Source organism: Mycobacterium sp. 1245111.1 (assembly GCF_001673405.1).
Lineage (GTDB): Bacteria > Actinomycetota > Actinomycetes > Mycobacteriales > Mycobacteriaceae > Mycobacterium.
The window spans coordinates 1-23901 of record NZ_LZLV01000161.1 but is presented as its reverse complement, the minus strand read 5'-3'; the positions used below and the strand labels follow the sequence as shown (position 1 = coordinate 23901).

Sequence of the window (23901 nt, the reverse complement as noted above, 5' to 3'; positions counted from 1 at the left end):
TTCACTCCTCCCCCGGGCTATGAGGGCTACCTCAACGACCGCGTCGTCGCGCTGCCCGAGCTCCTACGCGACGCCGGCTACCACACGCTGATGGCGGGCAAGTGGCATCTCGGCAACACCATCGACCGGACACCCTCCGCCCGCGGCTTTGACCGATCATTTGCGCTATTGCCCGGCGGCGCAAGCCATTACGGAATCGTGACCGGCAATCTGCTGCCGGCCATGTCGCGGTACGCCGAAGACGGCCAGTTCGTCTCGGTCGACGACGACTTCTACTCGTCGGACTTCTACGCCGACACGATGGTGCGGTACCTGCGCGAGCGCCCGCACGACGACGATCGGCCCTTCTTCGCCTACCTGCCGTTCCAGGCGCCGCACTGGCCGCTGCAGGCCCCCGCGGAAACGATCGCCAAGTACCGCGGCCGCTACGACGCCGGCCCGGACGCGCTGCGCGAAGAGCGACTGGCCGCACTCAAGCGGCTCGGGCTGTGCGACGACGACGTCGTCCCGCACCCGGTGGTGCCCGACGGCGAACCGGAGTGGGGCGAGATGACCGCCGAGCAGCGGGCGTTCTCGGCGCGGACCATGGAGATCTACGCCGCCATGGTCGACCGGATGGACTACAACATCGGCAAGGTCATCGACTACCTCACGGAGACAGGCGAACTCGACAACACCGTGGTGGTTTTCATGTCCGACAACGGCGCCGAAGGAGCGATCGTCGAGGCCATGCCGATCCTTGGGGGCGCGATCGCCGCTGAAATCGAACGCCACCTCGACAACAGCCTCGACAACATCGGTAAGCCCAACTCGTTCATCTGGTATGGGCCGCGGTGGGCACAAGCAGCCACGGCGCCGTCGCGCCTGCACAAGGCGTTCACTACCGAAGGCGGCATCCGTGTGGTCGGGTTCGCCACCTGGCCGGGCTTCGACCGGCAACAACAGGTCGGCACCGCGTTCAGCACCGTGATGGACATCGCCCCGACCTTCCTCGAACTCGCGGGCGTCGCGCACCCCGGCAACGAATACCAGGGTCGCGAGATTGCCCCGATGCGCGGCCGGTCGTTGCTGCCGTATCTGTCCGGCGAGTCCGAGGCGGTGCACGACGACACCACGGGAACCGGATGGGAGTTGTTCGGCCGCAGGGCTATTCGCCAGGGCGACTGGAAGGCGGTGCACCTGCCCGAGCCGTACGGCCCCAGCGACTGGCAGCTCTACGATCTGTCGGCCGACCCCGGTGAGATCAACGATCTCGCAGCCGCGCATCCCGACAAGCTGGCCGAGTTGCTGAAGCTGTGGGACCGCTACGTCGAGGACACCGGCGTGGTCCTGGACCCGCTGTCGTTTTTCGAGGCACCGGCAGAGTGAAGCGGATCGGGACCGACGAACTGCGCGATGCGGTGCTCGACGAGGGCTCGTTCGTCAGCTGGGACACCGTACCGCTGGCGATACCGGCGAGTGAGTCCTATGCCCGCGAGCTGGACGAAGCACGGGAGGCCAGCGGCTACGACGAGTCGGTGCTGACCGGCGAGGGCCGGGTGTGCGGGCGCCGGGTGGCGGTGGTGGTGTGTGCGTTCGACTTCCTGGCCGGCTCGATCGGTGTCGCCGCCGCCGAGCGGATCACCGTCGCGATCCAGCGCGCCACTGTCGAACGGCTGCCGCTGCTGGCCTCGCCGAGTTCCGGCGGCACGCGGATGCAGGAAGGCACCGTCGCGTTCCTGCAGATGGTCAAGATCGCGGCCGCCGTCACACTGCACAAGCAGGCCCATCTGCCTTACCTGGTCTACCTGCGACACCCGACCACGGGCGGGGTGTTCGCGTCGTGGGGGTCCCTCGGCCACGTCACCTTCGCCCAGCCGGGCGCGCTGATCGGCTTCCTCGGCCCGCGGGTGTACGAGCAGCTCTACGGCGAGGCGTTTCCGTCCGGCGTGCAGACCGCCGAGAACCTGCAGCGGCACGGGGTGATCGATGCCGTCGTGCCGCTGGACGAGCTGCGCGAGATCGTCGACCGGGCGCTGACCGTCGTCGCGGACGACCCGGACCGGGCACCCCAACGCGAGCTGGCCGAGCCGCTACCCGATATCCCGGCGTGGGACTCGGTGCTGGCATCGCGGCGGCCGGACCGGCCCGGCGTCCAGCTCCTGCTGCGGCACGGCTGCACCGACCAGGTGCTGCTGTCCGGCACCGGGGGAGGCGAGGCCGCGACGATGTTGCTCGCGCTGGCCCGCTTCGACGGACAGCCCGCGGTTCTGCTCGGCCAGCAGCGACGGGTCGGCGGGCTGGTCGGTCCCGCGGCGCTGCGCGAGGCCCGTCGCGGCATGACGCTGGCCGCCGGTCTGCGGTTGCCGCTGGTGCTGGTCATCGACACCGCCGGGCCGGCGCTGTCGGCCGAGGCCGAGCAGGGCGGCCTGGCCGGCGAGATCGCGCAGTGCCTGGCCGAGCTGGTCACCCTCGACACTCCGACGGTCTCGGTGCTGCTCGGTCAGGGCAGCGGCGGGCCGGCGCTGGCGATGGTGCCCGCCGACCGGGTGCTGGCCGCCCTGCACGGCTGGCTGGCGCCGCTGCCGCCGGAGGGGGCCAGTGCGATCGTGTTCCGCGACACCGAGCACGCCGCGGAACTTTCTGCGGCACAAGGTATTCGATCGGTCGACTTGCTGACATCCGGCATCGTCGACGTTGTTGTTCCTGAGCATCCGGACGCCGCCGACGAACCGATCGAGTTCTGCACCCGGCTGTCGGCGGCGATCGCCGTCGAACTGGATGCACTGCGCGGTCTGCCCGACGCCGACCGGCTGGCGGTCCGCCTCGAGCGTTACCGCGGCATCGGGCTGCCCCAGGACTCCGGCAGCCCGAAATAGCGTTGAATCGTCGGGCCGACCCAGTCGATGATCTCGGCGCGGGTCATCTCGACCACCGGCGGCAACCGCAAGACGTAGCGACACCACGCCACTCCCAAGATCTGGGTGGCGATCAGCCCCGACCGCTGGCGGGCCTCCGCGGGCGGCACCAGATGAGCCACCATCGGCTCCAGCTGGGTGGAGAAGATGCGTTGCATGCGTTGCGCGGCTTCGGTATTGGTCGCGCTGGACCGCAACAGGATCACCAGCGCCTCGTCGCCCTCCCAGCGCTCCAGGAAGTGGCCGACCAGCGAGCGGCCCACCTCGGCGCGATCCAGTTCGCTGAAGTCGGGAAACCTCAGGTCGAACTCCGCCGCCGCGGCGAACAGTTTGTCTTTGTTGCCGAAATAGCGCATCACCATCGACGGGTCGATCCCGGCGTCGGCGGCGATGCCGCGGATGGTGGCGGCCTGGAACCCGGCCGCGCCGAACCGTTCGCGGGCCGCGGCCAAGATGGCGGCCTTGGTCTCCTCCGACGTTCTTCTCATGTCAACGAGCGTAGGTTCACCGGTACACCAGACCGCTCAGGCGCCACGCCAGCTGCCGGCGAACCGCGGGAACCTGGCTGGACAGCCGCATGGCGACGTTGCGCGCCGGCCGCAGCACGGGCGGCAGGGTCGCCATCGTGGTCAGCCGGCCGGTCAGCGAGAGAACATGTTGGGCAACCACCCGACGGTCATCGCCGTAACGGTCCAGCAGCGATTCCGGTCCGCCCGCGAGCACCTGCTCCAGCGCATCGGCTAGGGCGACCGCGTCCTGGATGCCGGTGTTCATCCCCTGCCCACCCGCCGGGCTGTGGACATGGGCTGCATCGCCGGCCAGCAGCAGACGGCCGGCGCGGTAGGTGTCGGCGACCCGGTGATGGATGCGGAAATGCGACCCCCAGATCACGTCCTCGACGACGAGCTGCCCCGGGCCAAAACCGCGGGCATCCAGCAACTGCTGAACGAATTCCGCTGACGGTGACGCCGGCGCGTTCTCGACGGGCGCGACGATGCGATAGAGGCCACCGGGCAACGGCGCGACAACGGTCAGCCCGGCCGGTGCGTAGAACAGAAAAATCTCGTTGGCCGGTGCGCTGCCCCGCAGCCGAACATCGGCGAGGGCGAACGACTCCGGGTACTCGTGGCCGCGAAACCCAATCTGCGCCTGGGCGCGCACCGCGCTGTGCATTCCGTCGGCGCCGACGACATAGCGCGCCGTGATCGGGTCGCCGTTGTCGAACGTCGCGACAACCGACTCGTCGTCCTGAGTCAGTCCGGTCAGTGTTCTCGGGCGCACAACCTCGCCGCCGAGCTGTGTCAGTCGATCGAGCAGCGCCCGCTCGGTGTTGGCCTGCGAAATCGTCAACGTGTACGGGTACGACGTCGGCAGCGTGCTGAAGTCGATCGGAATCAGCATCCGGTCGCGGTCGCGCATCGAGAAGCGGGGGTTTTGAACACCCTGCGCGACGAGTTGCCGGCTCACGTCGATCCGCTCGAGGACCTCCAGGGTTCGCGAGGCGACCGCACACGCGCGTGAAGTGTTTTCACCAGCGGACTGAGCGTCGACGACCGTCGTCGTCACCCCGTGCTCGGTGAGCACCGCGCCCAGTGTCAGGCCGGTCGGTCCGGCGCCGACGATCAAAACATCGGTCATGGTCATCATTAAGCCTCCTAGTCAACGCTTGTTGGCATCGACTATGCGCCGCGCGCGCGGCAATGTCAACACTTGTTGGCCAACGATTGTTGGCTTAATTGCTAGCCGAGCACGTCAGCGGCCCAGCTGCGCGCCCAGGTTTGCAGCGGCTCAAGCGCTTTCATCAGCGAATGACCATGCGGTGTAAGGAAATAACCCGCATCGCCATGGTCTACGATGCGCAGCTGGCGCAGCTCCTTCAGCCGGGTGTTGAGCGAGCCCGGGTTGCTGTCGCAGGCCGTTTGCAACGCCCGGAAGGTCAGCGGCCCATTGCGCAACTCCCAGAGCAGGCGCAGTGCGCCGCGGCGTCCGAGCACGTCGAGGGCCACCATGACCGGCCGGCCCGTTTGGGAGCCACGGGCCGGCGATCCGATGCGGGGGGTATCCACGCTTTACATTTTGTAGCGCCGCGCCTAGTTTCGTCACCATGACACGCTATAAAACTGATAGCACCGGTGGTGCCCGCATGGCGCCGGCCACCGAACCGCTGCCGGACGACATCCGGCAAGCCATCGATGCGGTCATGCGCGGCAACCCGCCGCTTTTGCTGTTCACCACGTTGGCGCGCGATCGCCGGCTCTTCTTCAAATTCTTCAGCTCCGGCCTGCTCGACCGTGGTCATCTGACCATCAGACAACGCGAGATCGTCATCGATCGGGTGACCGCGGCGTGCGGCGCCGAGTACGAGTGGGGCGTGCACGTCGCCGTCTTCGCCGCGAAAGCCGGTCTGACAGAAGAACAAATCACGTCGCTGACGATCGGCGGGCCGGAGGACGATTGCTGGGACGACGGCGATCGGCTGCTGATCCGGTTGTGCGACAGCCTGCACGCGGACTGCGTGGTGGATGACAAGTTGTGGGCCGAGCTCACCCGGCAGCATTCTGACGAGGCGCTGCTCGAACTGCTCATGCTTGCCGGCAGTTACCGCACGGTCAGTTATCTGGTGAACGCGCTGCGGCTGCCACCCGAACCCGGCGCCCGGCGGTTCCCCTAAGGGTTCCCACAGCTACGGGCGACAATCAGGCATCATGGGCGGCATGGACGCTGGTGGGACTTCACCCCGGGTTTTGGTTGTCGACGACGACTCTGACGTGCTCGCCTCGCTGGAGCGCGGACTGCGGTTATCCGGCTTCGAAGTATCGACCGCGGTCGACGGCGCCGAGGCGTTGCGCAGCGCCACCGAAACCCGGCCCGACGCAATCGTGCTCGACATCAACATGCCGGTGCTCGACGGCGTGAGCGTGGTGACCGCGCTGCGGGCAATGGACAACGACGTCCCGGTCTGCGTGCTGAGCGCGCGCAGCTCGGTCGACGACCGGGTGGCCGGCCTGGAGGCCGGCGCCGACGACTATCTGGTCAAGCCGTTCGTGCTGGCCGAGCTGGTGGCGCGGGTGCGCGCACTGTTGCGCCGAAAGGGATCGACGCCGGCATCGTCATCGGAGACCATCACCGTCGGTCCCCTCGAAGTCGACATCCCAGGCCGCCGCGCCCGGGTCAACGGCGTCGACGTCGACCTGACCAAACGCGAATTCGATCTGCTGGCCGTGCTGGCCGAGCACAAAACAGCGGTATTGTCGCGCGCACAGCTGCTGGAGCTGGTGTGGGGCTACGACTTCGCCGCCGACACCAACGTCGTCGACGTGTTCATCGGATACCTGCGCCGCAAGCTCGAAGCCGGCGGCGGGCCCCGGTTGCTGCACACCGTCCGCGGCGTGGGGTTCGTACTGCGTATGCAGTAACGGGAGGCGAGCAATGAACTTCTTGTCGAGGATCCTGACGCGCACGCCCTCGCTGCGTGCCCGCGTCGTGGTGGCCACCGTCATCGGCGCGGCCATCCCGGTACTCATCGTCGGCGTGGTTGTGTGGTTCGGAATCACCCATGACCGCAAGGAACGTCTGGACCGCCGTCTCGACGAGGCGGCCGGCTTCGCGATCCCGTTCCTGCCCCGCGGGCTCGGTGAGATTCCGAAGTCACCCAACGACCAGAACGCGGTCATCACCGTGCGCCACGCGTCCGGCGAAGTCACGTCGAACACCACGGTCACGCTCCCCCAGCTGCCCGCCGGCTACGCCGACACCTACGTCAACGGCGTGCGCTACCGGGTTCGCGCCGTGACGATCCCGGCGCCGCACCCGATGCTGGTCGAAGTCGGCGCCACCTATGACGCCACCATCGCCGACACCAACAACCTGCATCGCCGGGTGCTGTTGATCTGTCTGTTCTCGATCGCGGCGGCGGCTGTATTCGCTTGGCTGCTGGCCACTTTCGCGGTTCGACCATTCAAACGGTTGGCGCAGCAGACCCGCTCGATCAATGCCGGCGACGAGAATCCACAGGTCAGGGTGCGCGGCGCCAGCGAGGCCGTGGAGATCGCGGAGGCCATGCGCGGGATGCTGCAGCGGATCTGGGACGAGCAGAACCGCACGCTCGAGGCGCTGGCGTCGGCGCGCGACTTTGCCGCGGTGTCGAGCCACGAGCTGCGCACCCCGCTGACCGCGATGCGCACCAACCTCGAGGTGCTGGCCACCCTCGACCTTCCCGACGAGCAGCGCAAAGAAGTGCTCAGCGACGTGATCCGCACTCAATCACGCATCGAGGCAACGCTTTCCGCACTGGAGCGGCTCGCCCAGGGCGAGCTGTCGACGGCAGAGGACCACGTGCCGGTCGACATCACGGAGCTGCTCGACCGCGCGGCGCACGACGCGATGCGGATCTACCCCGACCTCGAAGTCTCGCTGGCGCCGTCGCCGACCTGCATCATCGTCGGAATGCCCGCCGGCTTACGGCTCGCGGTGGACAACGCGATCGCCAACGCCGTCAAACACGGCGGCGCCACCAAAGTGCAACTGTCCGCGGTCAGTTCGCGGGCGGGCGTCGAGATCGCGATCGACGACAACGGCAGCGGGTTGCCCGAAGAAGAACGCCAGATCGTGTTCGAACGGTTCTCCCGGGGCTCGACCGCATCGCACTCCGGCTCCGGCCTCGGGCTGGCGTTGGTGGCTCAGCAGGCCCAGCTGCACGGCGGCATGGCGGCGCTGGAGGAAAGCCCGCTCGGTGGAGCCCGTCTGCTGTTGCAGTTGCCTCCGCCGAGCTGACGGTTTTAGCGGACGCCGAGCAGGTCGATGATGAAGATCAGCGTCCTGCCGGACAGTTGATGTCCTGAACCGGCCGGCCCGTAGGCCTGCTCCGGCGGGATGATCAGCTGACGACGGCCGCCGACCTTCATCCCCGGAATGCCGTCCTGCCAGCCTTGGATCAGGCCCTGCAGCGGGAACGAGATGGACTGGCCGCGGCCCCACGAGCTGTCGAACTCCTCGCCTGACTCGTAGTCGACGCCGACGTAGTGCACCTCGACCGTGCCGCCTGGCACGGCTTCGGGGCCGTCGCCGACCGTCAGGTCTTCGATCTCGAGTTGGGCCGGCGGGGGGCCGTCGGGAAAGGCAATCTCAGGTTTGCTTGACACGCAAGCGACCCTAGTCGGGCGACGATGCGGCCGAGCATCGGCCGCTGAGGAGCCAGACAATCAGACCCTCGTCGGGCACACTTGTGCGGTGACAACCGACAAGGACGCCCTCTCGCGGATCAACGAACTCGTCGCCGAGGAGAAGGCGCTACGCGAGCAGTTGCAGCACGGCGAGATCAGCGAGTCCGAGGAGCATCAGCGGCTACGCCACCTCGAGGTCGAGCTCGACCAGTGCTGGGACCTGCTGCGGCAGCGTCGCGCGCTGCGCGAAACCGGGGGCGATCCCGCCGACGCGGCGGTGCGCCCGGCCGACGAGGTCGAGGGCTACCTCGGCTAACCGATGGCTGCGCGTGACGTCGACGCGGTGATCGTGGGCGGCGGACACAACGGTCTGGTCGCCGCCGCATACCTGGCCCAAGCCGGGCTGAGGGTGCGGCTCCTGGAACGGCTGGCCCACGTCGGCGGCGCGGCGGTGTCCGCGCCGGTGTTCGACGGTGTCGAGGCCCGGCTGTCGCGGTATGCCTACCTGGTGAGCCTGCTGCCGCCGCGCATCCTCGACGACCTCGGCGCGACGGTCCGGCTGGCGGCGCGGCCCTACTCGTCGTACACCCCAGACCCCGCGACCGCCGGGCGGACCGGACTGCTGGTCGGTCGGGAGTCCACCTTCGACGCGATCGGCGCCGGCGGCGACGAGCAGGCGTTCGCCGAGTTCTACCGGCGCTGCGGGCGTGTCACCGGGCGACTGTGGCCGACGATGCTGGAGCCGCTGCGCACCCGCGAGCAGGCCCGGGCGCTGGTGGATGACGACGCCGCGTGGCGCGACATCGTGGAGCGCCCCATCGGCATCGCGATCACCGGGGCGCTGCACAACGATCTGGTGCGCGGCGTGGTGGCGACCGACGCGCTGATCGGCACGTTCGCCCGGCTCGACGACCCGTCGCTGCAGCAGAACGTCTGCTTCCTGTACCACCTGCTCGGCGGCGGCGACGGGGGCTGGCACGTCCCGGTGGGCGGGATGGGCGGGGTGAGCGCGGCGCTGGTTGGGGCCGCGACCGGCTATGGTTCTGAAATCGTCACCGGCGCAGAGGTTTACGCGATCGACCCCGGCGGCGAGGTGCGCTACCGCCACGGCGACGACGAACACGTGGTGCGCGCCCGGTTCGTGCTGTCCGGTGTCACCCCGACGACGCTGGCAGGCCTACTCGGTGAGCCGCCGCCCGCGTCCGCGCCTGGCGCGCAAGTCAAAGTCAACATGGTGCTCAAGCGGCTGCCGCGACTGCGCGACCAAAATGTCACGCCCGCACAGGCGTTCGGCGGCACGTTGCACGTGAACGAAACCTGGACACAGCTCGACACGGCCTACGAATGTGCCGCTAAAAATGTTCTGCCACAACCACTTCCGTGTGAGATCTATTGTCATTCGCTGACCGACCCCAGCATATTGTCGCCCGCGCTGCGCGAATCGGGCGTGGCGACGCTGACCGTTTTCGGCCTGCACACCCCGCACCGCGCGTTCGAGCGCGACGCGCTCACCGATGCCGTGCTGGCGTCACTGAATTCCGTTCTGGCCGAACCGATTCAGGACGTGCTGATGACCGATGCGAACGGCTCCCCCTGCATCGAGACGACCACCACGGTGGACTTGGAGCAACGGCTGGGGATGACCGGCGGCAACATCTTCCACGGCGGACTGAACTGGCCGTTCGCCGACGACGACGTCACGCTGGATACTCCGGCACGGCAATGGGGCGTAGCCACCGCGCATGACCGAATTCTGCTGTGCGGGTCGGGCGCGCGGCGCGGCGGAGCGGTCTCCGGTATCGGAGGACACAACGCCGCGATGGCGGTACTCGCGAGCCGCTAGCGCGCGTCGATGGTGGCGTACTTGCGCTCGGTGTAGCCGGTGTAGATCTGGCGCGGGCGGCCGATCTTGCTGGGCTCGCCGTTCATCTCACGCCAGTGCGCGATCCAGCCGGGCAACCGGCCGAGGGCGAACAGCACGGTGAACATCCGGGTCGGGAAGCCCAGCGCCCGGTAGATCAACCCGGTGTAGAAGTCGACGTTCGGGTAGAGCTTGCGCTCGACGAAATAGTCGTCGGTCAGGGCCGCCTCTTCGAGTTCCTTGGCGATGTTCAGCAGGTCGTCGTCGCCGCCGAGCTTGCCCAGAATCTTGTCGGCCTGCTCCTTGACGATGCGGGCCCGCGGGTCGTAGTTCTTGTAGACCCGGTGGCCGAAGCCCATCAGCTTCACGCCTTCTTCTTTGTTCTTCACCTTGCGCACGAATTCGGCGACGTCGTCGTCACTTTGGCGAATCTGCTCGAGCATCTCCAGCACGGCCTGGTTGGCGCCGCCGTGCAGCGGGCCCCACAGCGCGTTGATGCCGCCGGAAATCGAGGTGAACAGGTTGGCCTGCGACGAGCCGACCAGTCGCACCGTCGACGTCGAACAGTTCTGCTCGTGGTCGGCGTGCAGGATGAACAGCATGTCCAGGGCCCGGACAATTTCGGGGTCGGGCTCGTAGGGTTCGGCGGGCAGGCCGAACGTCATCCGCAGGAAGTTCTCCACCAGCGTCAGCTTGTTGTCCGGGTACAGGAACGGCTGGCCGACCGACTTCTTGTACGCGTAGGCGGCGATGGTCGGCAGCTTGGCCAGCAACCGAATGGTCGACAGCTCGATCTCTTCGGTGTCCGCCGGGTCGAGTGAATCCGGGTAGTAGGCGCTCAGCGCGTTGACCACGCTGGACAGCACCGGCATCGGGTGGGCGTTGCGGGGGAAGCCGTCGTAGAACCGCTTCAGGTCTTCGTGCAGCATGGTGTGCCGCTGGATCTGGTCGGTGAACTCGGCCAGCTGCTCGGCGTTCGGCAGCTCGCCGTTGATCAGCAGGTAGCTGACCTCGATGAAGGTGGACTTCTCGGCCAGCTGCTCGATCGGGTAGCCGCGGTAGCGCAAGATGCCGGCGTCGCCGTCGATGTAGGTGATGGCGCTCTTGGTGGACGCCGTGTTGACGAAGCCGTTGTCGAAGGTCGTGTACCCAGTCTTGGACAACAGCGGCCCGAGCGCGATGCCGTCGGCCCCCTCGGTGGCGTGGACGATTTCCAGGTCCAACTCGCCACCCGGGTACTTCAGGGAGGCGGAGTCGTCGGTTGCGGCCACGGGAACCCCTTTGCGGTCTCAGCTGGATTGGCCCTACAAGCTTGCTATAGGTGAAAGGTAGTCGCTATCGGGACGGCGCGCCTGCCCGGGGTCGGGTCGCGGACAACCCAGCTTTACTCGATCTTGACCGCGTGTTGATTCCCCACACGGACGATCGTGTACGTGACTACGCTTCAAGCCGTGGAGCTGGGGGTTTTGGGACCTCTTCAGGTCCGACAAGGCGGGGCGCCCGTCGCCGTGCCGGGGGCCAAACCGCGCGCCATCCTGACGATGCTCGGATTGCACGCCGGCTCGATTGTGGCGGCCGACACGCTCATCGAATTGCTCTGGGGCGAAGACCCGCCACGCACCGCCGCCAAAGCCCTGCAGACCCACATCTCGTCGCTGCGTCGCGCCCTGGGCGACGGCTTTGTTTTGACCGAGGGAACGGGCTGGAAGCTCAGCACCTCCGAAACCGATGCTTCGCGCTACAAGCGGGCCACCAGACTCGGCCGTGACGCCGCAGCCACCGGCGAGACCAGCCAAGCAGTGGCGCGTTTCGAAGAGGCGCGCAGCCTGTGGCGCGGAACGCCCGAACTGCCCGATACCCGCCGCGGAGTATCCGAGAAGACACGCTGGATCGAGGGCCACGCCGCGTTGGTCGAGGATCGCGCCGACGCACTATTGACGACGGGCCGAGCGGCGGAGCTCATCGGCGAGCTCGAGGCCGCCGTTGCCGATGCGCCGCTGCGCGAGAGGCGCTGGGGCCAACTGATGCTCGCCCTGTATCGAGCGGGCAGGCAGGGTGAAGCGCTGGCTGCGTATCAACGGGCACGATCACTGCTGGCTGACGAGCTAGGGGTCGACCCTGGGCCGGAGCTTCGACGACTCGAGACCGCGATCGTTGCCCAAGATGCGGCGCTAGACATCCCTGTGGCACAGAATCTTTCGACGGTGACGCGGGCCGTGACCTTCCTGCTCACCGACATCGAAGGGTCCACGGCCGCTTGGGAGGCCGACGCCGAAGCGATGGCGGTCGCGCTCGCCCGCCACGACGAGCTTGTCGAACAGGTCGTCACGTCACGTGGCGGACGCCTGATCAAGACCCGCGGCGAGGGCGATGCGACGTTCTCGGTCTTCGACCGGCCTTCTGCGGCCGCAGCGGCCGCGATCGAGCTGCAAGATGCAATCGGCCACGAGCCCTGGGTATTACGTGAGCCCATGCGTGTCCGGGTGGCATTGCACACCGGGGAGGCCGAGCTGCGTGACGGCGACTACTTCGGTCGGGCGGTTAACCGCGCCGCGCGCTTGCGATCGCTGGCCGAGGGGGGCCAGATCCTGTGCTCGGGTGCGACCGCCGAGCTCGTCATCGACTCACTGTCGGACGACGTGTTGCTCTTCGACTTGGGGATGCGCCAGCTGAAAAACCTGGCCCGCCCGGAGCACGTTTTCGAGCTGCGGCTGGAAACCGCCGAGTCGCCGGCTCAGGAGCCAACTGACGCGCCGCTTGAGCGGCCGGGCCTCCCCGCTGTGCTGACCGGGCCAGGACCGTTCGTCGGGCGCGGCCCGGAGCTCGAAGGGCTTGTGTCCGGGTGGCAGACCGCGCTCGCTGGTGGCACGCACGCGGTGCTGATCGCCGGTGAACCTGGGGTAGGCAAGACACGCTTGGCCGGTGAGTGGTCCCGACACGCCTATGAGCAGGGAGCGGTCGTGCTGTACGGGCGTTGCGATGAGGATCTGGGCGCGCCCTATCAGCCGTTCGCCGAAGCACTGCGTTCGCTCGTGCCGTGCCTTGCCGCCAAGCGGCTGCGTGGAATGCGCGGCGTTGAAGCACTGCTTGCATTGGTTCCCGGGCTGACCGATGTCCTCCCTGATCTGGCCGCACCAACCCGCGCCGACCCCGACACCGAACGCTATGCGCTTTTCGACGCCGTCGTCGCGCTGTGCGAACTCGCCTCGGCCAGCGCGCCGGTCGTCTTGATCCTCGACGACCTGCACTGGGCGGCCAAGCCGACACTCCTTCTGCTGCGGCATCTCCTGCGCTTCGGTGACCACGCCCGCATGCAGATCGTCGGGACGTACCGCAGCACCGACCTGGACCGCTCCCATCCGCTGGCGGCGATGCTCGCCGATTTGCATCGTGACGGCACCGCCAACCGCCTCCAGCTCAGCGGCCTCGGCGAGGACGACGTGACCGCGTTCGTCGCCGAGGCCGGCTACGACGACGAAGAACTTGCCCGCGCATTGGCCTCGGTCACAGGTGGCAATCCGTTCTTCCTCATCGAGGCGCTACGCCATGTCGACGAGAGCGGGGGCGTATGGGATCCGAGCACCTTGCCACAGGGTGTCCGAGAAACCGTGAGCCGCCGCCTTTCCCGGCTTTCCGCGGAGACGAACACGGCGCTCGCTGCTGCCGCAGTCGTCGGCAGCCGGTTCCCGGTCGAACTCGTCGAGCGAGTCGTCGACCAGGATCTGGTCGATCAGTTCGACGAGGCCTGCAAGGCCGGCATCGTCATCGAAGAGCCCGGTGGTCGATATCGGTTCAACCACGCCATTGTCCGGCAGTCGCTGCTCGCTGAGCTCGCGTCGGTGCGGCGCCTGCGGCTGCATCAACGCATCGCGATGACGCTGGAGACTCAGCCCGGCGCCGATGACGAACTGCTGGCCGAACTGGCCTACCACTATTTCGAATGCGCATGGGCGGGTAACGCGGCCAAGGCTGTTGACTACTGTCGGCGCGCGGCGGATCAGGCGATGGCGCGCCTCGCATACGAAGGCGCCGCCGACCTCTACGACAGGGCACTGCACGCGCTGGAGGAGATCGACGACGAGCTGCCCGACCGCAACGATCAGGTCGCGGATCTATTGATTGCGCGCTGCGAGGCTCTGCTCGCTGCGGGTGACGTGACTACGGCGACGGGCGCGGTGGCGCAATTACAAAGAGCGACAGCCGATTCCGCCCGGTTAGCGGCATGGGCGACGTGCTTCGACGGCGAACTCTCCATGCTGGTCCATCCCGAGCGACTGGATGACATCGAGACGGCGCTGGCCGCAGCCGCCGGCAAATTGGCCGAATTGGATGACGCCGCAGGCGAAGCGAAGGCACATACCGTACGCGCTACGTGCCTTGCGCGCCTCGGGAGAGTCGGCGACTGCGAAATTGCCCTGGACGATGCACTCACCGCGGCACGGCGAGCGGGTGAACACCGCCGGGTGAACGCGGTCTTAGCGGGCGCGCCGTTGGCGGCGCTGTGGGGGCCCAACCCGGTTCCGCGTGCAGGCGGGCGGTGTCTGGACGTGGTTCGGCTGCTGCGGATTACAACCGATTCGCCAGCGGTCGAGGCGACGTCGACGCGATGCCAGGCCGTGTTGGAGGCTTTCCGTGGCCGCGCCGAGGCGGCGCGACGGATGATCGACTCGGCTCGGCGCACGGTCACCGAACTCGGCTTGCGCCATGCCCTTGTCGAAGTCGAGCAGTTCGCCGGCATCGTCGAACTCGTCGCCGGCGATCCTGCTGCCGCCGAGCCGCATCTGCGTCAGGCCTACAACGGTTTTCGCCGGATGGGTCTCGACGCTGATACCGCCGAGACCGCAGCGCTGCTCGGCCGCGCCTGCCTCGTGTTGAACCAGGAGGCTGAGGCGGACGAATTATGCACGGAGAGTGAGCGTCTCGCCGGCAACGCATTGAAGCCCTCGATTGCATGGCGCACGCTGCGGGCGCGGTTGTTGTCGCGCCGAGGTGATCACGACGAGGCCAAGCGGATCGCCGAAGCCGCGGTGGCGCTGGCCGAGCGGACCGACGCGCTGGTCGACCACGGCGACGCATGCCTTTCGCTGGCAACGGTTTTAGGCGCCGCCGGTGATAACACTGCGGCCCGCGCTACCGCCGAGCGCGCGGCGGACCTTTACGAACGGAAAGGCGCTGCGGCACTTGCCGAGAGGGCGCGCAGCGTTCTCGGCGAGCGCATCCAGCCGATTGCTCCGACTCCACCAGAAACTCCTGCTGTCGAGTTTCATACCGCGGCCGCCGAAGTGAGCAAACGCGCGATGGCGGCTATTGATCGCGAGAATTGGGACGAATTCGAGCGACTGGTCGCACCCGAAGGCTCTGTCGAGAGTCGGCGGAAGGTCGTGGGGTTCAAGAAGAACACCTTCAGCGCGGACGATGTCCAACGGCAGACGAGGCGCGATCTCGAGACAGGGATCATGCGGGCTAGCCACGTCGTTATTGCTGTGCGCGGCGAGCGCCTGGCGCTTGCTCGAGTGACGTTGGGCACCGCCGATCTGAGCGACGGGGCGCCGCGAGACGAATTTCTCCATCTTTACAGCGTCAACGAACAGGGTCGCATCGCGTTGCAGATCTGGTTCGACGTCGACGACATGGACGCCGCGATCGCCGAACTCGACGCCCTGCATGCCCGATTCGAGGCGCAGACGCAGCGTCAGGTGCCGCGGCTCGAAAACGCAGCAAGCCGCGTCTACGGCCGATGGAGCACTTACTTTGCGAACCGCAATTGGGCTGCGATTACCGAGATGCTGGCCGACGGCATGTCCAGTGAAGATCGCCGTCGCGTGGTGAATTCCGGCCTCCGGCAGGGTCGAGACGCCGCGATTGCCGAGATGATGGCACTCGCCGGCACAATCGGGGTTAAGAACTTCACGTCCGACCACATCGCGATCCGAGGTGAGCGCCTCGTCCTAAGTCGTACCCGAACTTGGGGCCGCGACCAGCGACCCGACGCGTTCCACACCGATGCCCTCGACATCGTCGAGATCGACGCCGACGAGCGGGTCGTGGCACGGGTCGTGTTCGAGCTCGACGATTTCGACGCCGCCATCGCCGAACTCGATGCCCGATACCTCAACGGCGAGGCTGCCTCCTACGCAGAGACGTGGTCTAGCTTCGCGACCGCCTTTGCCGGGTTCAACAGACGCCAACTCAAGGTGGCGCCCGGCTGGGTCAACGTCGACCACCGACGCGGCGCAGCCTTCGAGGCCGGCGACATGGCCGCCTACATCGACGACTTATGGAACGACTCGCCGGACGTCACTATGTACGTCGAGGTCGTGCGTCGTCTGAGCAACCTGGGAGTCGTGATTACACAGGCGGCGCATGGCACCTCGCAGCAGGGCTTTGAGGCCGAATGGCGGGCGAACTCGATTTTCACGTTCGACGGCGATCTCGTCAGCCGCTGCGAACTCTTCGACGAGGAGGACTTGGGCGGCGCGCTCGCGCGATTTGATCAGCTTGGTCAGCCGGCGCGGCGACTGGAGAACGCCGCGTCGCGCGTATTCGAAAGCGAATGGTCACACTTCGCGGCCCGGGACTGGGACGCCTTGGCCGAACTCGTGGCCCACAACTATTCGGGAATCGATCACCGAAGGGTGGTGAGAGCCGAGAATCAACACGGTCGAGATGTTGTGGTCAACGATTTGCAAGCGGCCGCCGACGTTGGCTTCACAATATCGATGGTGAGCGCCATCGCAATCCGCGGCGAGCGCCTCGTCCTCGCACGTGTTCGCGCCTGCGGTCGCGATCCGAAGGCGATTCAAAACGATGCCCTCAACGTCATCGAGATCGACGCGGAGGAGAGGATCGTCGCGGCCGTCACGTTCGACCTCGAAGATTTCGACGCCGCCATCGCCGAACTCGACGCTCGCTACCTCGCCGGCGAAGCCGCCGCCCACGCGCACGCCTGGTCGGTCATCATGCGTGCTTACGCCGCAGTCAACCGGCACGAGATCGCCCCAACGACACCGAACTTCGCGAGCATCGACCACCGCCAGGGCACAAAGTTCGCGCCCGGTGACCTGATCGCATATCTGCGTGCCACCTGGGATCTCGAACAACAAGACAGTACTTACGTCGAGGCTGTGCATCGGCTGGATAGCTTCGGAGCGGTCGTCACCCATGTCACGCGTGGAAGCTCAAAAGACGGCTTCGACGCCGAGTGGCGGGAAGTCTTCCTTCTAACAATCGAAGGCGAGCTGCTCAGCCGCTGTGAGCTGTTCGACGAGGCAGATCTGGACACGGCCATCGCGCGGTTCGAAGAGCTCAGCCGGCCAGCACCAGGGTTGGAAAACTCGGCAATCCGGACGCTCAAGCGTTACTTTGCGCGCTTTGCAGCCCGCGACTGGGATGTGATGGCCGAGGAGCTGACCGACGATTTTTTGACCGATGATCGTCGACGGGTGGTGAACGCGGGAGTCCGGCGCGGACGGGATCCCGAAATCGCAAACATGCAGTCTTTTGCAGAGATTGGAATGCTGACCATCGCGCCGATTGCCCTTGCGACCCGTGGAGAGCGCCTTGTCCTCTGTCGTCACTACGTGTCCTTCCGCGACTGGGCCGAGCCTTCCAGTGACGTGATCGGCGTTGTCGAGATCAATCCCGACAACGAGATTTGTGCCCACATCATGTTCGACGCCAACGACTTCGACGCGGCGATGGCTGAGCTCGATGCCCGCTACCTCACCGGCGAAGCGGCCGACCACGCGCGCACATGGTCACTCGTCGAAGCCGGCTACGCCGCGTTAAACCGCCACGAACTCCCAGCCACGACGCGAGACTGGGTCGACATTGACCATCGACCGGTGGTACCGATCGAGACAGGTGATCTAGGCGCATCCCTTCGCGCCGTGTGGGACGACCTCGCGCCGCAAGCTGCGATCTACGTCGAGACTGTGCATCGGTTGAACACCCTCGGAGCGGTGATGACCCATGTGGTGCAAACGACCTCACGCGACGGCTTCGACGCGGAATGGCGGGACGTCGCCCTTGTCACGTTCGAGGGCGACAAGATCAACCGCTGCGAAGTCTTTGACGAAGCAGACTTGGACACCGCGATCGCGAAGTTCGATCAGCTCAGCCGGCCAGCACCAGGGCTGGAAAACAGGGCAAGCCAAGTTGCCGAGCGCTTCCTGTCGTACTTCGCGTCCTGCGACTTGGACGCGATGGCGCAACTACAAGCCGACGACATCTCCATCGATGATCGCCGCCCAGTCGTGAACGCAGGGATCCGGCGTGGTCGAGATGCCGCGGTCCAAGATGCACGCGCCAACGCAGACGTAGGGGCCAAGAAAGTTGCGTCGACCGTGATCGCGACACGGGGCGAGCGCCTCGCCCTTTGCCGTGCCCGATACTCAGGTGGCGCCGAGCCGTCCGAGACGTATCACGTCGATGTCCTCAGCATCTACGAGATCGACGCCGACGAGCGGATCGCGGCGGTCGTCACGTTTGGCCCCAACGACTTCGACGCGGCCTTTGACGAGCTCGACGTCCGCTACCTCGCGGGCGAAGCGGCCCCCTACGCGCACACTTGGGCCGCCGTTGCGGCCGTGTTCGTCGCGGTGAAACGGCACGAGATGTCGCCAACGACACCAAATTTTGTGGACATCGACCGGCGACGGCTCGCGGTCGAGGCAGGTGGTTTCGAGGCATACCTCCATTCCATCTGGGACGTGACCGATTACGTCAGTGTGCGCATCACGGCGGTGCATCGGTTGACCGCTCTCGGAGCGGTCGTCACTCACGCGTCGCACGCAATATCCCACGAGGGTCTCGACGCCGAGTGGCAGAACGTCAACCTGTTAACTTTCGACGGCGACATGGTCAGCCGCTCAGAGCTATTCGACGAGGCAGACCTCGACGCAGCGATCGCACGCTTTGAGGAACTGCACCCAACGACGCGGCGCCTGGAAAATACCGCGTCGCGCGTATTCGAAAGCGAATGGTCACATTTTGCGGCCCGAGACTGGGATGCCCTGGGTGAATTGGTGGCCGACAACTATTCGGGCATCGACCACCGCAGGGTCGTGAATACCGAGAATCAATATGGCCGAGATGCGGTGGTGAGAGATTTGCAAGCGGCCGCCGACGTCGGCTTCGCGATATCGATGTTGAGCGCCATGGCGATCCGCGGCGAGCGTCTCGTCCTTGCACGTATTTGCGCCTCGGGCCGCGGCCCCGACGGGATCCGAGACGAGGCCCTCAACGTCATCGAGATCGACACCGATGACCGGATCGTCGCGGCCAGCACGTTCGACCTCGAAGACATCGACGCCGCCTTCGCCGAGCTCGACGCCCGCTACCTCGCCGGCGAGGCGGCACCGTACGCGCAGACATGGACGTTGACTCTGCGGACCTTCGCCGCAGTCAACCGGCAGGAACTCCCGCCGACAACGCCGGACTGGGTCAATGTCGATCATCGACCAGTCGTGGGGAGTCACGTGGGTGAAGTGTGGGCAGCGCTTCGTGCCGTCTGGGAGCTTGTACCAGAAGTAGCTGTCAACATCGAGGCCGTGCATCAGCTGAGCGATAGCGGAGCCGTCGTTACCTTTGCCGCCCGTGGGGTCTCCGGCGAGGGCTTCGATGCCGAGTGGCGCGCCGTCACGCTGATTACGTTCGAGGGCGACCTACTGAAGCGCGGCGAAGTCTTCGCCGAGGCCGACCTGGCCGCGGCGCTTGCCAAGTTCGCGGAGCTAAACCGGCCCACAACGCATCTGGAAAACACGGCAAGCCGAGTGGATACACGCTTTCAGGCGTGCTTCGCCGCCCGCGACTGGGACGCAATGGCCGAGATGGTGTCCGACGGCTTTTCGATTGAAGATCGGCGTCGAGTCGTAAACATGGGGAACCTGCAAGGTCGAGATGCCGAACTCGGCGTGCATTCGTACGCAGTTGTCGGATCCGAGAATGTAAAAGCAACGGTCATCGCGACGCGCGCACAGCGCCTCGCGCTAAGTCATTACCGATTTTCGGGACCCGACCAACGGCCCGACGCATTCCGCATCGAGATGCTCGCGCTCGTCGAGATCGATGCCGACGACCGGATGGCGGCGGTGGTCGTGTTCGACGCCGACGACATTGACGCCGCCTTCGCCGAGCTCGACGCCCGCTACCGCGTTGGCGAAGCCGCCGCCCACGCGCGGACGTGGTCGGTAATCGCCAGTGCCATCGCTGCGCATAATCGGCGCGAAATCGCGCCGACGACACCAGATGTGATGACTATCGACCACCGCCGCGCGGCAGCGTTTGCGCCCGGCGAAGGCATCGACTACCTCCGTGCTGGGTGGGACCTCGACCAAACCCTCAATATCTACATCGAGACAGCGCATCGCTTGAGCGACCGCGGCGCGGTTTTCACCTGGACGGGGCAAGGAAGATCGCGCGAGGGTTTTGCCGCCGAGTGGCGCGGTGTCAATCTGATGCTGGTTGACGGCGAAATGGTCGCCCGCAGCGAGGTATTCGACGCGGAGGACTTAGAAACGGCCCTCGCAAAGTTCGACCAGCTCACCCGGCCGGCACCACGACTTGAAAACGAGGCAAGCCAAGCGGCGGAACGCTTCCGAAGGTGTTTCGCGGCGCGCGACTGGGACGGCTTAGCCCAAGTGCTCGCCGAAGACATGGTGGCTGACGATCGTCGTCGGGTAGTGGGCATCGGCATCCGACGCGGTAGGCAAGCCAACGTCGCGGACGTCCGGGCCGGTGCTGACCTCGGAACCGAGGACATAACGTCGACGCCCATCGCGACCCGCGGAGACCGCATTTTCCTTGATCGTGCCCGCTTTTCGGCTAACGATCAGCAGCCCGATGCCCTGAGTATGGAGCTCCTCCGCATTGTCGAAGTCGACGCCGAGAACCGGTATACACGGTGCCTCATGTTCGACGTCGACGACTTCGAGGCCGCTTTCACCGAGCTCGACGCACGGTATATCGCCGGCGAAGCGGCTGCCCATTCCGACGTGTGGTCGGCCGTTGCGGGTAGTTACGCCGCACTCAACCGGCGCGAGCCGCCGCTGACCACCCCGGACTGCGTCAACGTCGACCATCGACGGGAAACAGCATTCGGGCCCGGTGACCTGGCCGCGTACATCCACACAGGATTGGACCTCGACCCAGGCATCGTTATCTATGTCGAGCAGGTGCATCGGCTCACCGACATAGGAGCAATCGTCACCTACGCGGCGCATGAGACTTCGCAAGAGGGTTTTCAGGCCGAGTGGCGCGGGATCGCTGTTTTCACAGTCGAAGGCGGCAGGGTCAACCGGACCGAGGTTTTCGACGAATCACACATCGAAGCCGCCATCGCAAGGTTCGAGGAGCTAAGCCGGCCGGCACCGCGGCTGGAAAACGCGGCCAGCCGGGTGGGTGACCGCTTTTTCGCGCACTTCGCGGCGGGCGAATGGGACGCCATGGCGGAGATCCTGGCCGACAACCTGTCCAATGAAGATCGCCGTCGGGTGGTCAGCACGGGAATCTTCGATGGTCGAGACGCGCAGATGGCAAACATGCGGACAGTCGCCGAGCTATGGTCCACCACCGCGACGCGTACCGTCATGGCGATCCGCGGGACGAACCTTTCCCTCGCGCGTGTGAGCTTCTGGCGTGGCGAAGGGGTCGAAGCCTTTCTTACCGAGTTTCTCGCCGTCATGGAGATCGATGCCGACGAGCGGATTTTGGCGACTGTCGTGTTCGACGTCGACGACTTCGACGCCGCCATCGCGGAGCTCGACGCCCGTTATCTCGCTGGCGAAGCGGCACCGTACTCAGCAGTGTGGTCAGTCGTCATGGAGGGTTACGCCGCGCTCAACCGGCATGAGCGGCCCCTCCTGACGCCAGATGTGGTCAGTGCCGACCATCGGCGCGGTCGAGGGTTCGCGCCCGGCGATCTGCCGGCATGGCTCGACGCGTCGTGGGAGCTCATGCCACAGTCGTCGCTTTACATCGAAGATGTGCACCGGCTGAACGACATCGGCATCGTCGTCACCCACGTGGTGCACGGGACCACGGCAGAAGGCTTCGTCGCCGAGTGGCGTGAGATCAACCTACTGAAGGCTGCTGGCGATCGCGTGAGCCGCTGCGAGGTGTTCGACGAGGACGACCTCGACGCCGCGCTCGCGAGCTTCGAAGAGTTCAGCCGCCCCGCACTGCGGCTAGAGAACGCAGCAACGCGGACGGTCGACCGCGTTAACGCTTACTTCGGCGCGCGCGACTGGGAGGCATTGGGAGCGATCATGGCGCCAGACGTGGTCGACGAGGATCGACGCCGGGTGGCGAACGCCGGCCTCCGACAGGGCCGCGACGCGGTGGTTGGAGGCGTGCAGACCGCTGCCGACTTGGGCGCACAGCACATCCGGTCGACCGCTATCGCGACACGCGGAGACCGCCTCGCTCTCAGTCGGTCTCGCTACTCAGGCCGAGACCAGCGGCCCGAGGCGTTCTACAGCGAGGCGCTCGGCGTATTCGAAATTGACGTCGACGGGCGGGTGGTAGCCCACGTCGCCTTCGACCTCCAAGATATCGACGCTGCCTTCGAGGAACTTGAAACCCGCTATCTCGCAGGCGAAGCGGCCGCCAATGCGCACACGTGGTCGCTCGTCAGACGCGCGTATGCAGCGCTCAATAGGCGCGAACTCCCACCAACTGCGCAAGATTGGGTGGATATCGATCACCGCAGACTCGCACCAATTGCGGCGGGTGATCTCGGCGCATATCTTCGGGCGACGTGGGATCTCTCACCACAATCCGGTATCTACATCGAAACCGTGCATCGGTTGAGCAAGGTCGGAGCGGTGGTCACCCACGTGGTGAAGGGGACTTCACAACAAGGCTTTGATGCCGAGTGGCGCACGATCGACCTTTCGATGTACGAGGGCGACCAGATCAAGCGGTCAGAACTCTTCGACGAGACAGACCTGGAAGCCGCAATCGCGAGGTTCGACGAACTCAACCGGCCCGCACCGCGGCTGGAAAACGCGGCGAGCCAAGTCGATAATCGCTTCAACGCATATTTCACGGCCCGCGACTGGGCAGCGATGAGGGGGGTTTTGGCCGACGACGTCTGGGCCGACGATCGCCGCCGCGTGGTGAACGCCGGAGTCGTGCGTGGCTCCGAGGCCCTGATCGCAAATATGCAGGCGATCGCGGACGTCGGGGCCGCAGACCCGACGTGGACCTTCATCGCCACCCGCGGAGAGCGCCTGGTCCTCGTCCATCAGCGGATGTCGAGCCGAGGCCCCGAGCTGTTCCACATCGAGATGTTCGCCGTTGTAGAGATCAACGCCGACAACCGGATCTCGTCGGTCATCGCGTTCGACGTCGACGACCTCGAGGTCGCCGTCGCCGAACTCGACTCGCGGTATCTCGCGAGCGAAGCGGCTGCCCACGCGCACACGTGGTCAGTGATCGCCGCGGGCTACGCAGCGCTGAACCGACGCGAAGTCCCCGAATCGGCGCCGGGCTACGTGATCGTCGACCATCAATTGCGCGCAACGATAAATCTAGAAGAAAACCTCAGTGCTGCTTGGGATCTCACACCAGACCTCAAGGGTTATGTCGAATCTGTGCACCGATTGAGTGACGCGGCCGCGGTCGTCACTCATGCTGCGGACGGGACCTCACAAGATGGCGTGCACGCCGAGTGGCGCGGAGTCCATCTTTTGACACTCGACGGCGATCGTCCGTAGAAATGTCGTGCGCGAGCAGCTCCGCTATGGCGTCCCATTCGCAAGCCGCGAGGTACGCGTTAGAGCGGTCGTACATTCGGCTGGCAGCATTTTCCAGACGCGGTGTCTTCGGGTGAAGTTCGTCAAAGCGGGCGAGGGCCACATCGAGATCTGCCTCGTCGAAGAGCTCCGCGCGGTTGACCATGCCGCCGTCGAGTGTCAAAAGATGGACTCCGCGCCACTCGGCGTGCACGCCATCTTGTGAGGTCCCGTCCGCAGCATGA

General features: G+C 66.1%; 14 protein-coding genes. 9 read left to right on the top strand and 5 right to left on the bottom strand.

Features of this window, described 5'->3' with window-relative positions; all coding sequences use genetic code 11:
* Both A5658_RS27105 and A5658_RS27100 read left to right on the top strand, forming a co-directional pair.
* On the top strand, positions 1–1368 hold a 1368-nt coding region (locus A5658_RS27105), incomplete at its 5' end, for a sulfatase-like hydrolase/transferase (RefSeq protein ID WP_067342658.1).
* Positions 1365–2858, top strand: a complete 1494-nt coding sequence (locus A5658_RS27100; protein ID WP_067342656.1) for a carboxyl transferase domain-containing protein — start codon at positions 1365–1367, stop codon at positions 2856–2858. The genes A5658_RS27105 and A5658_RS27100, both read left to right, overlap by 4 nt.
* Here the strand turns inward: A5658_RS27100 and A5658_RS27095 are convergent.
* From A5658_RS27095 to A5658_RS27085, 3 genes are all read right to left on the bottom strand, one after another.
* Positions 2813–3385: a TetR/AcrR family transcriptional regulator gene (locus tag A5658_RS27095; RefSeq protein ID WP_067342650.1), complete on the bottom strand. Its 573-nt coding sequence runs from the start codon at positions 3383–3385 to the stop codon at positions 2813–2815. The two genes, A5658_RS27100 and A5658_RS27095, sit on opposite strands and share 46 nt — an antisense overlap.
* 16 nt (positions 3386–3401) lie before the next feature.
* Entirely contained in the window at positions 3402–4541 is a 1140-nt protein-coding gene (locus tag A5658_RS27090; RefSeq protein WP_082993446.1) for an NAD(P)/FAD-dependent oxidoreductase, read from the bottom strand.
* Between the two features lie 95 nt (positions 4542–4636).
* Positions 4637–4963, bottom strand: coding sequence for a helix-turn-helix domain-containing protein (locus A5658_RS27085; RefSeq protein ID WP_156751675.1), 327 nt, complete (start codon positions 4961–4963; stop codon positions 4637–4639).
* Positions 4964–5001: 38 nt separating this feature from the next.
* On the opposite strand from A5658_RS27085, the gene A5658_RS27080 reads away from it, so the two are divergent.
* Genes A5658_RS27080 through A5658_RS27070 form a run of 3 tightly spaced genes read left to right on the top strand, consistent with a single transcriptional unit; the run spans position 5002 to position 7670 of the window.
* Positions 5002–5568: a carboxymuconolactone decarboxylase family protein gene (locus A5658_RS27080; RefSeq protein ID WP_067342643.1), complete on the top strand. Its 567-nt coding sequence runs from the start codon at positions 5002–5004 to the stop codon at positions 5566–5568.
* Positions 5569–5602: 34 nt separating this feature from the next.
* Positions 5603–6313, top strand: coding sequence for a two-component system response regulator PrrA (gene prrA / locus A5658_RS27075; RefSeq protein WP_082993444.1), 711 nt, complete (start codon positions 5603–5605; stop codon positions 6311–6313).
* 13 nt (positions 6314–6326) lie between these two features.
* Positions 6327–7670, top strand: a complete 1344-nt coding sequence (locus A5658_RS27070) for a HAMP domain-containing sensor histidine kinase (protein ID WP_067342642.1) — start codon at positions 6327–6329, stop codon at positions 7668–7670.
* 5 nt (positions 7671–7675) lie between these two features.
* Here the strand turns inward: A5658_RS27070 and A5658_RS27065 are convergent, their stop codons facing one another.
* Positions 7676–8038 carry an FKBP-type peptidyl-prolyl cis-trans isomerase gene (locus A5658_RS27065; protein ID WP_067342639.1) on the bottom strand — a complete coding sequence of 121 codons (363 nt, stop codon included), beginning with the start codon at positions 8036–8038 and terminating at the stop codon, positions 7676–7678.
* A gap of 88 nt (positions 8039–8126) precedes the next feature.
* Here A5658_RS27065 and A5658_RS27060 point away from each other — a divergent pair, with 88 nt between their 5' ends.
* Positions 8127–8375, top strand: coding sequence for a DUF2630 family protein (locus A5658_RS27060; protein ID WP_067342637.1), 249 nt, complete (start codon positions 8127–8129; stop codon positions 8373–8375).
* Between the two features lie 3 nt (positions 8376–8378).
* Entirely contained in the window at positions 8379–9902 is a 1524-nt protein-coding gene (locus tag A5658_RS27055) for an NAD(P)/FAD-dependent oxidoreductase (protein ID WP_067342635.1), read from the top strand.
* Here the strand turns inward: A5658_RS27055 and A5658_RS27050 are convergent.
* Positions 9899–11191 carry a citrate synthase gene (locus A5658_RS27050; protein WP_067342633.1) on the bottom strand — a complete coding sequence of 431 codons (1293 nt, stop codon included), beginning with the start codon at positions 11189–11191 and terminating at the stop codon, positions 9899–9901. The genes A5658_RS27055 and A5658_RS27050 overlap by 4 nt on opposite strands.
* Before the next feature lie 180 nt (positions 11192–11371).
* Between A5658_RS27050 and A5658_RS27045 the strand changes: the two genes are divergently transcribed.
* Together A5658_RS27045 and A5658_RS29150 are read left to right on the top strand one after the other, a co-directional pair.
* Complete coding sequence (locus A5658_RS27045) at positions 11372–23638, top strand: BTAD domain-containing putative transcriptional regulator (protein WP_082993445.1); 12267 nt, start codon at positions 11372–11374, stop codon at positions 23636–23638.
* A 112-nt stretch (positions 23639–23750) separates the two neighbouring features.
* Complete coding sequence (locus tag A5658_RS29150; RefSeq protein WP_255361365.1) at positions 23751–23882, top strand: hypothetical protein; 132 nt, start codon at positions 23751–23753, stop codon at positions 23880–23882.
* Positions 23883–23901: the final 19 nt, after the last annotated feature.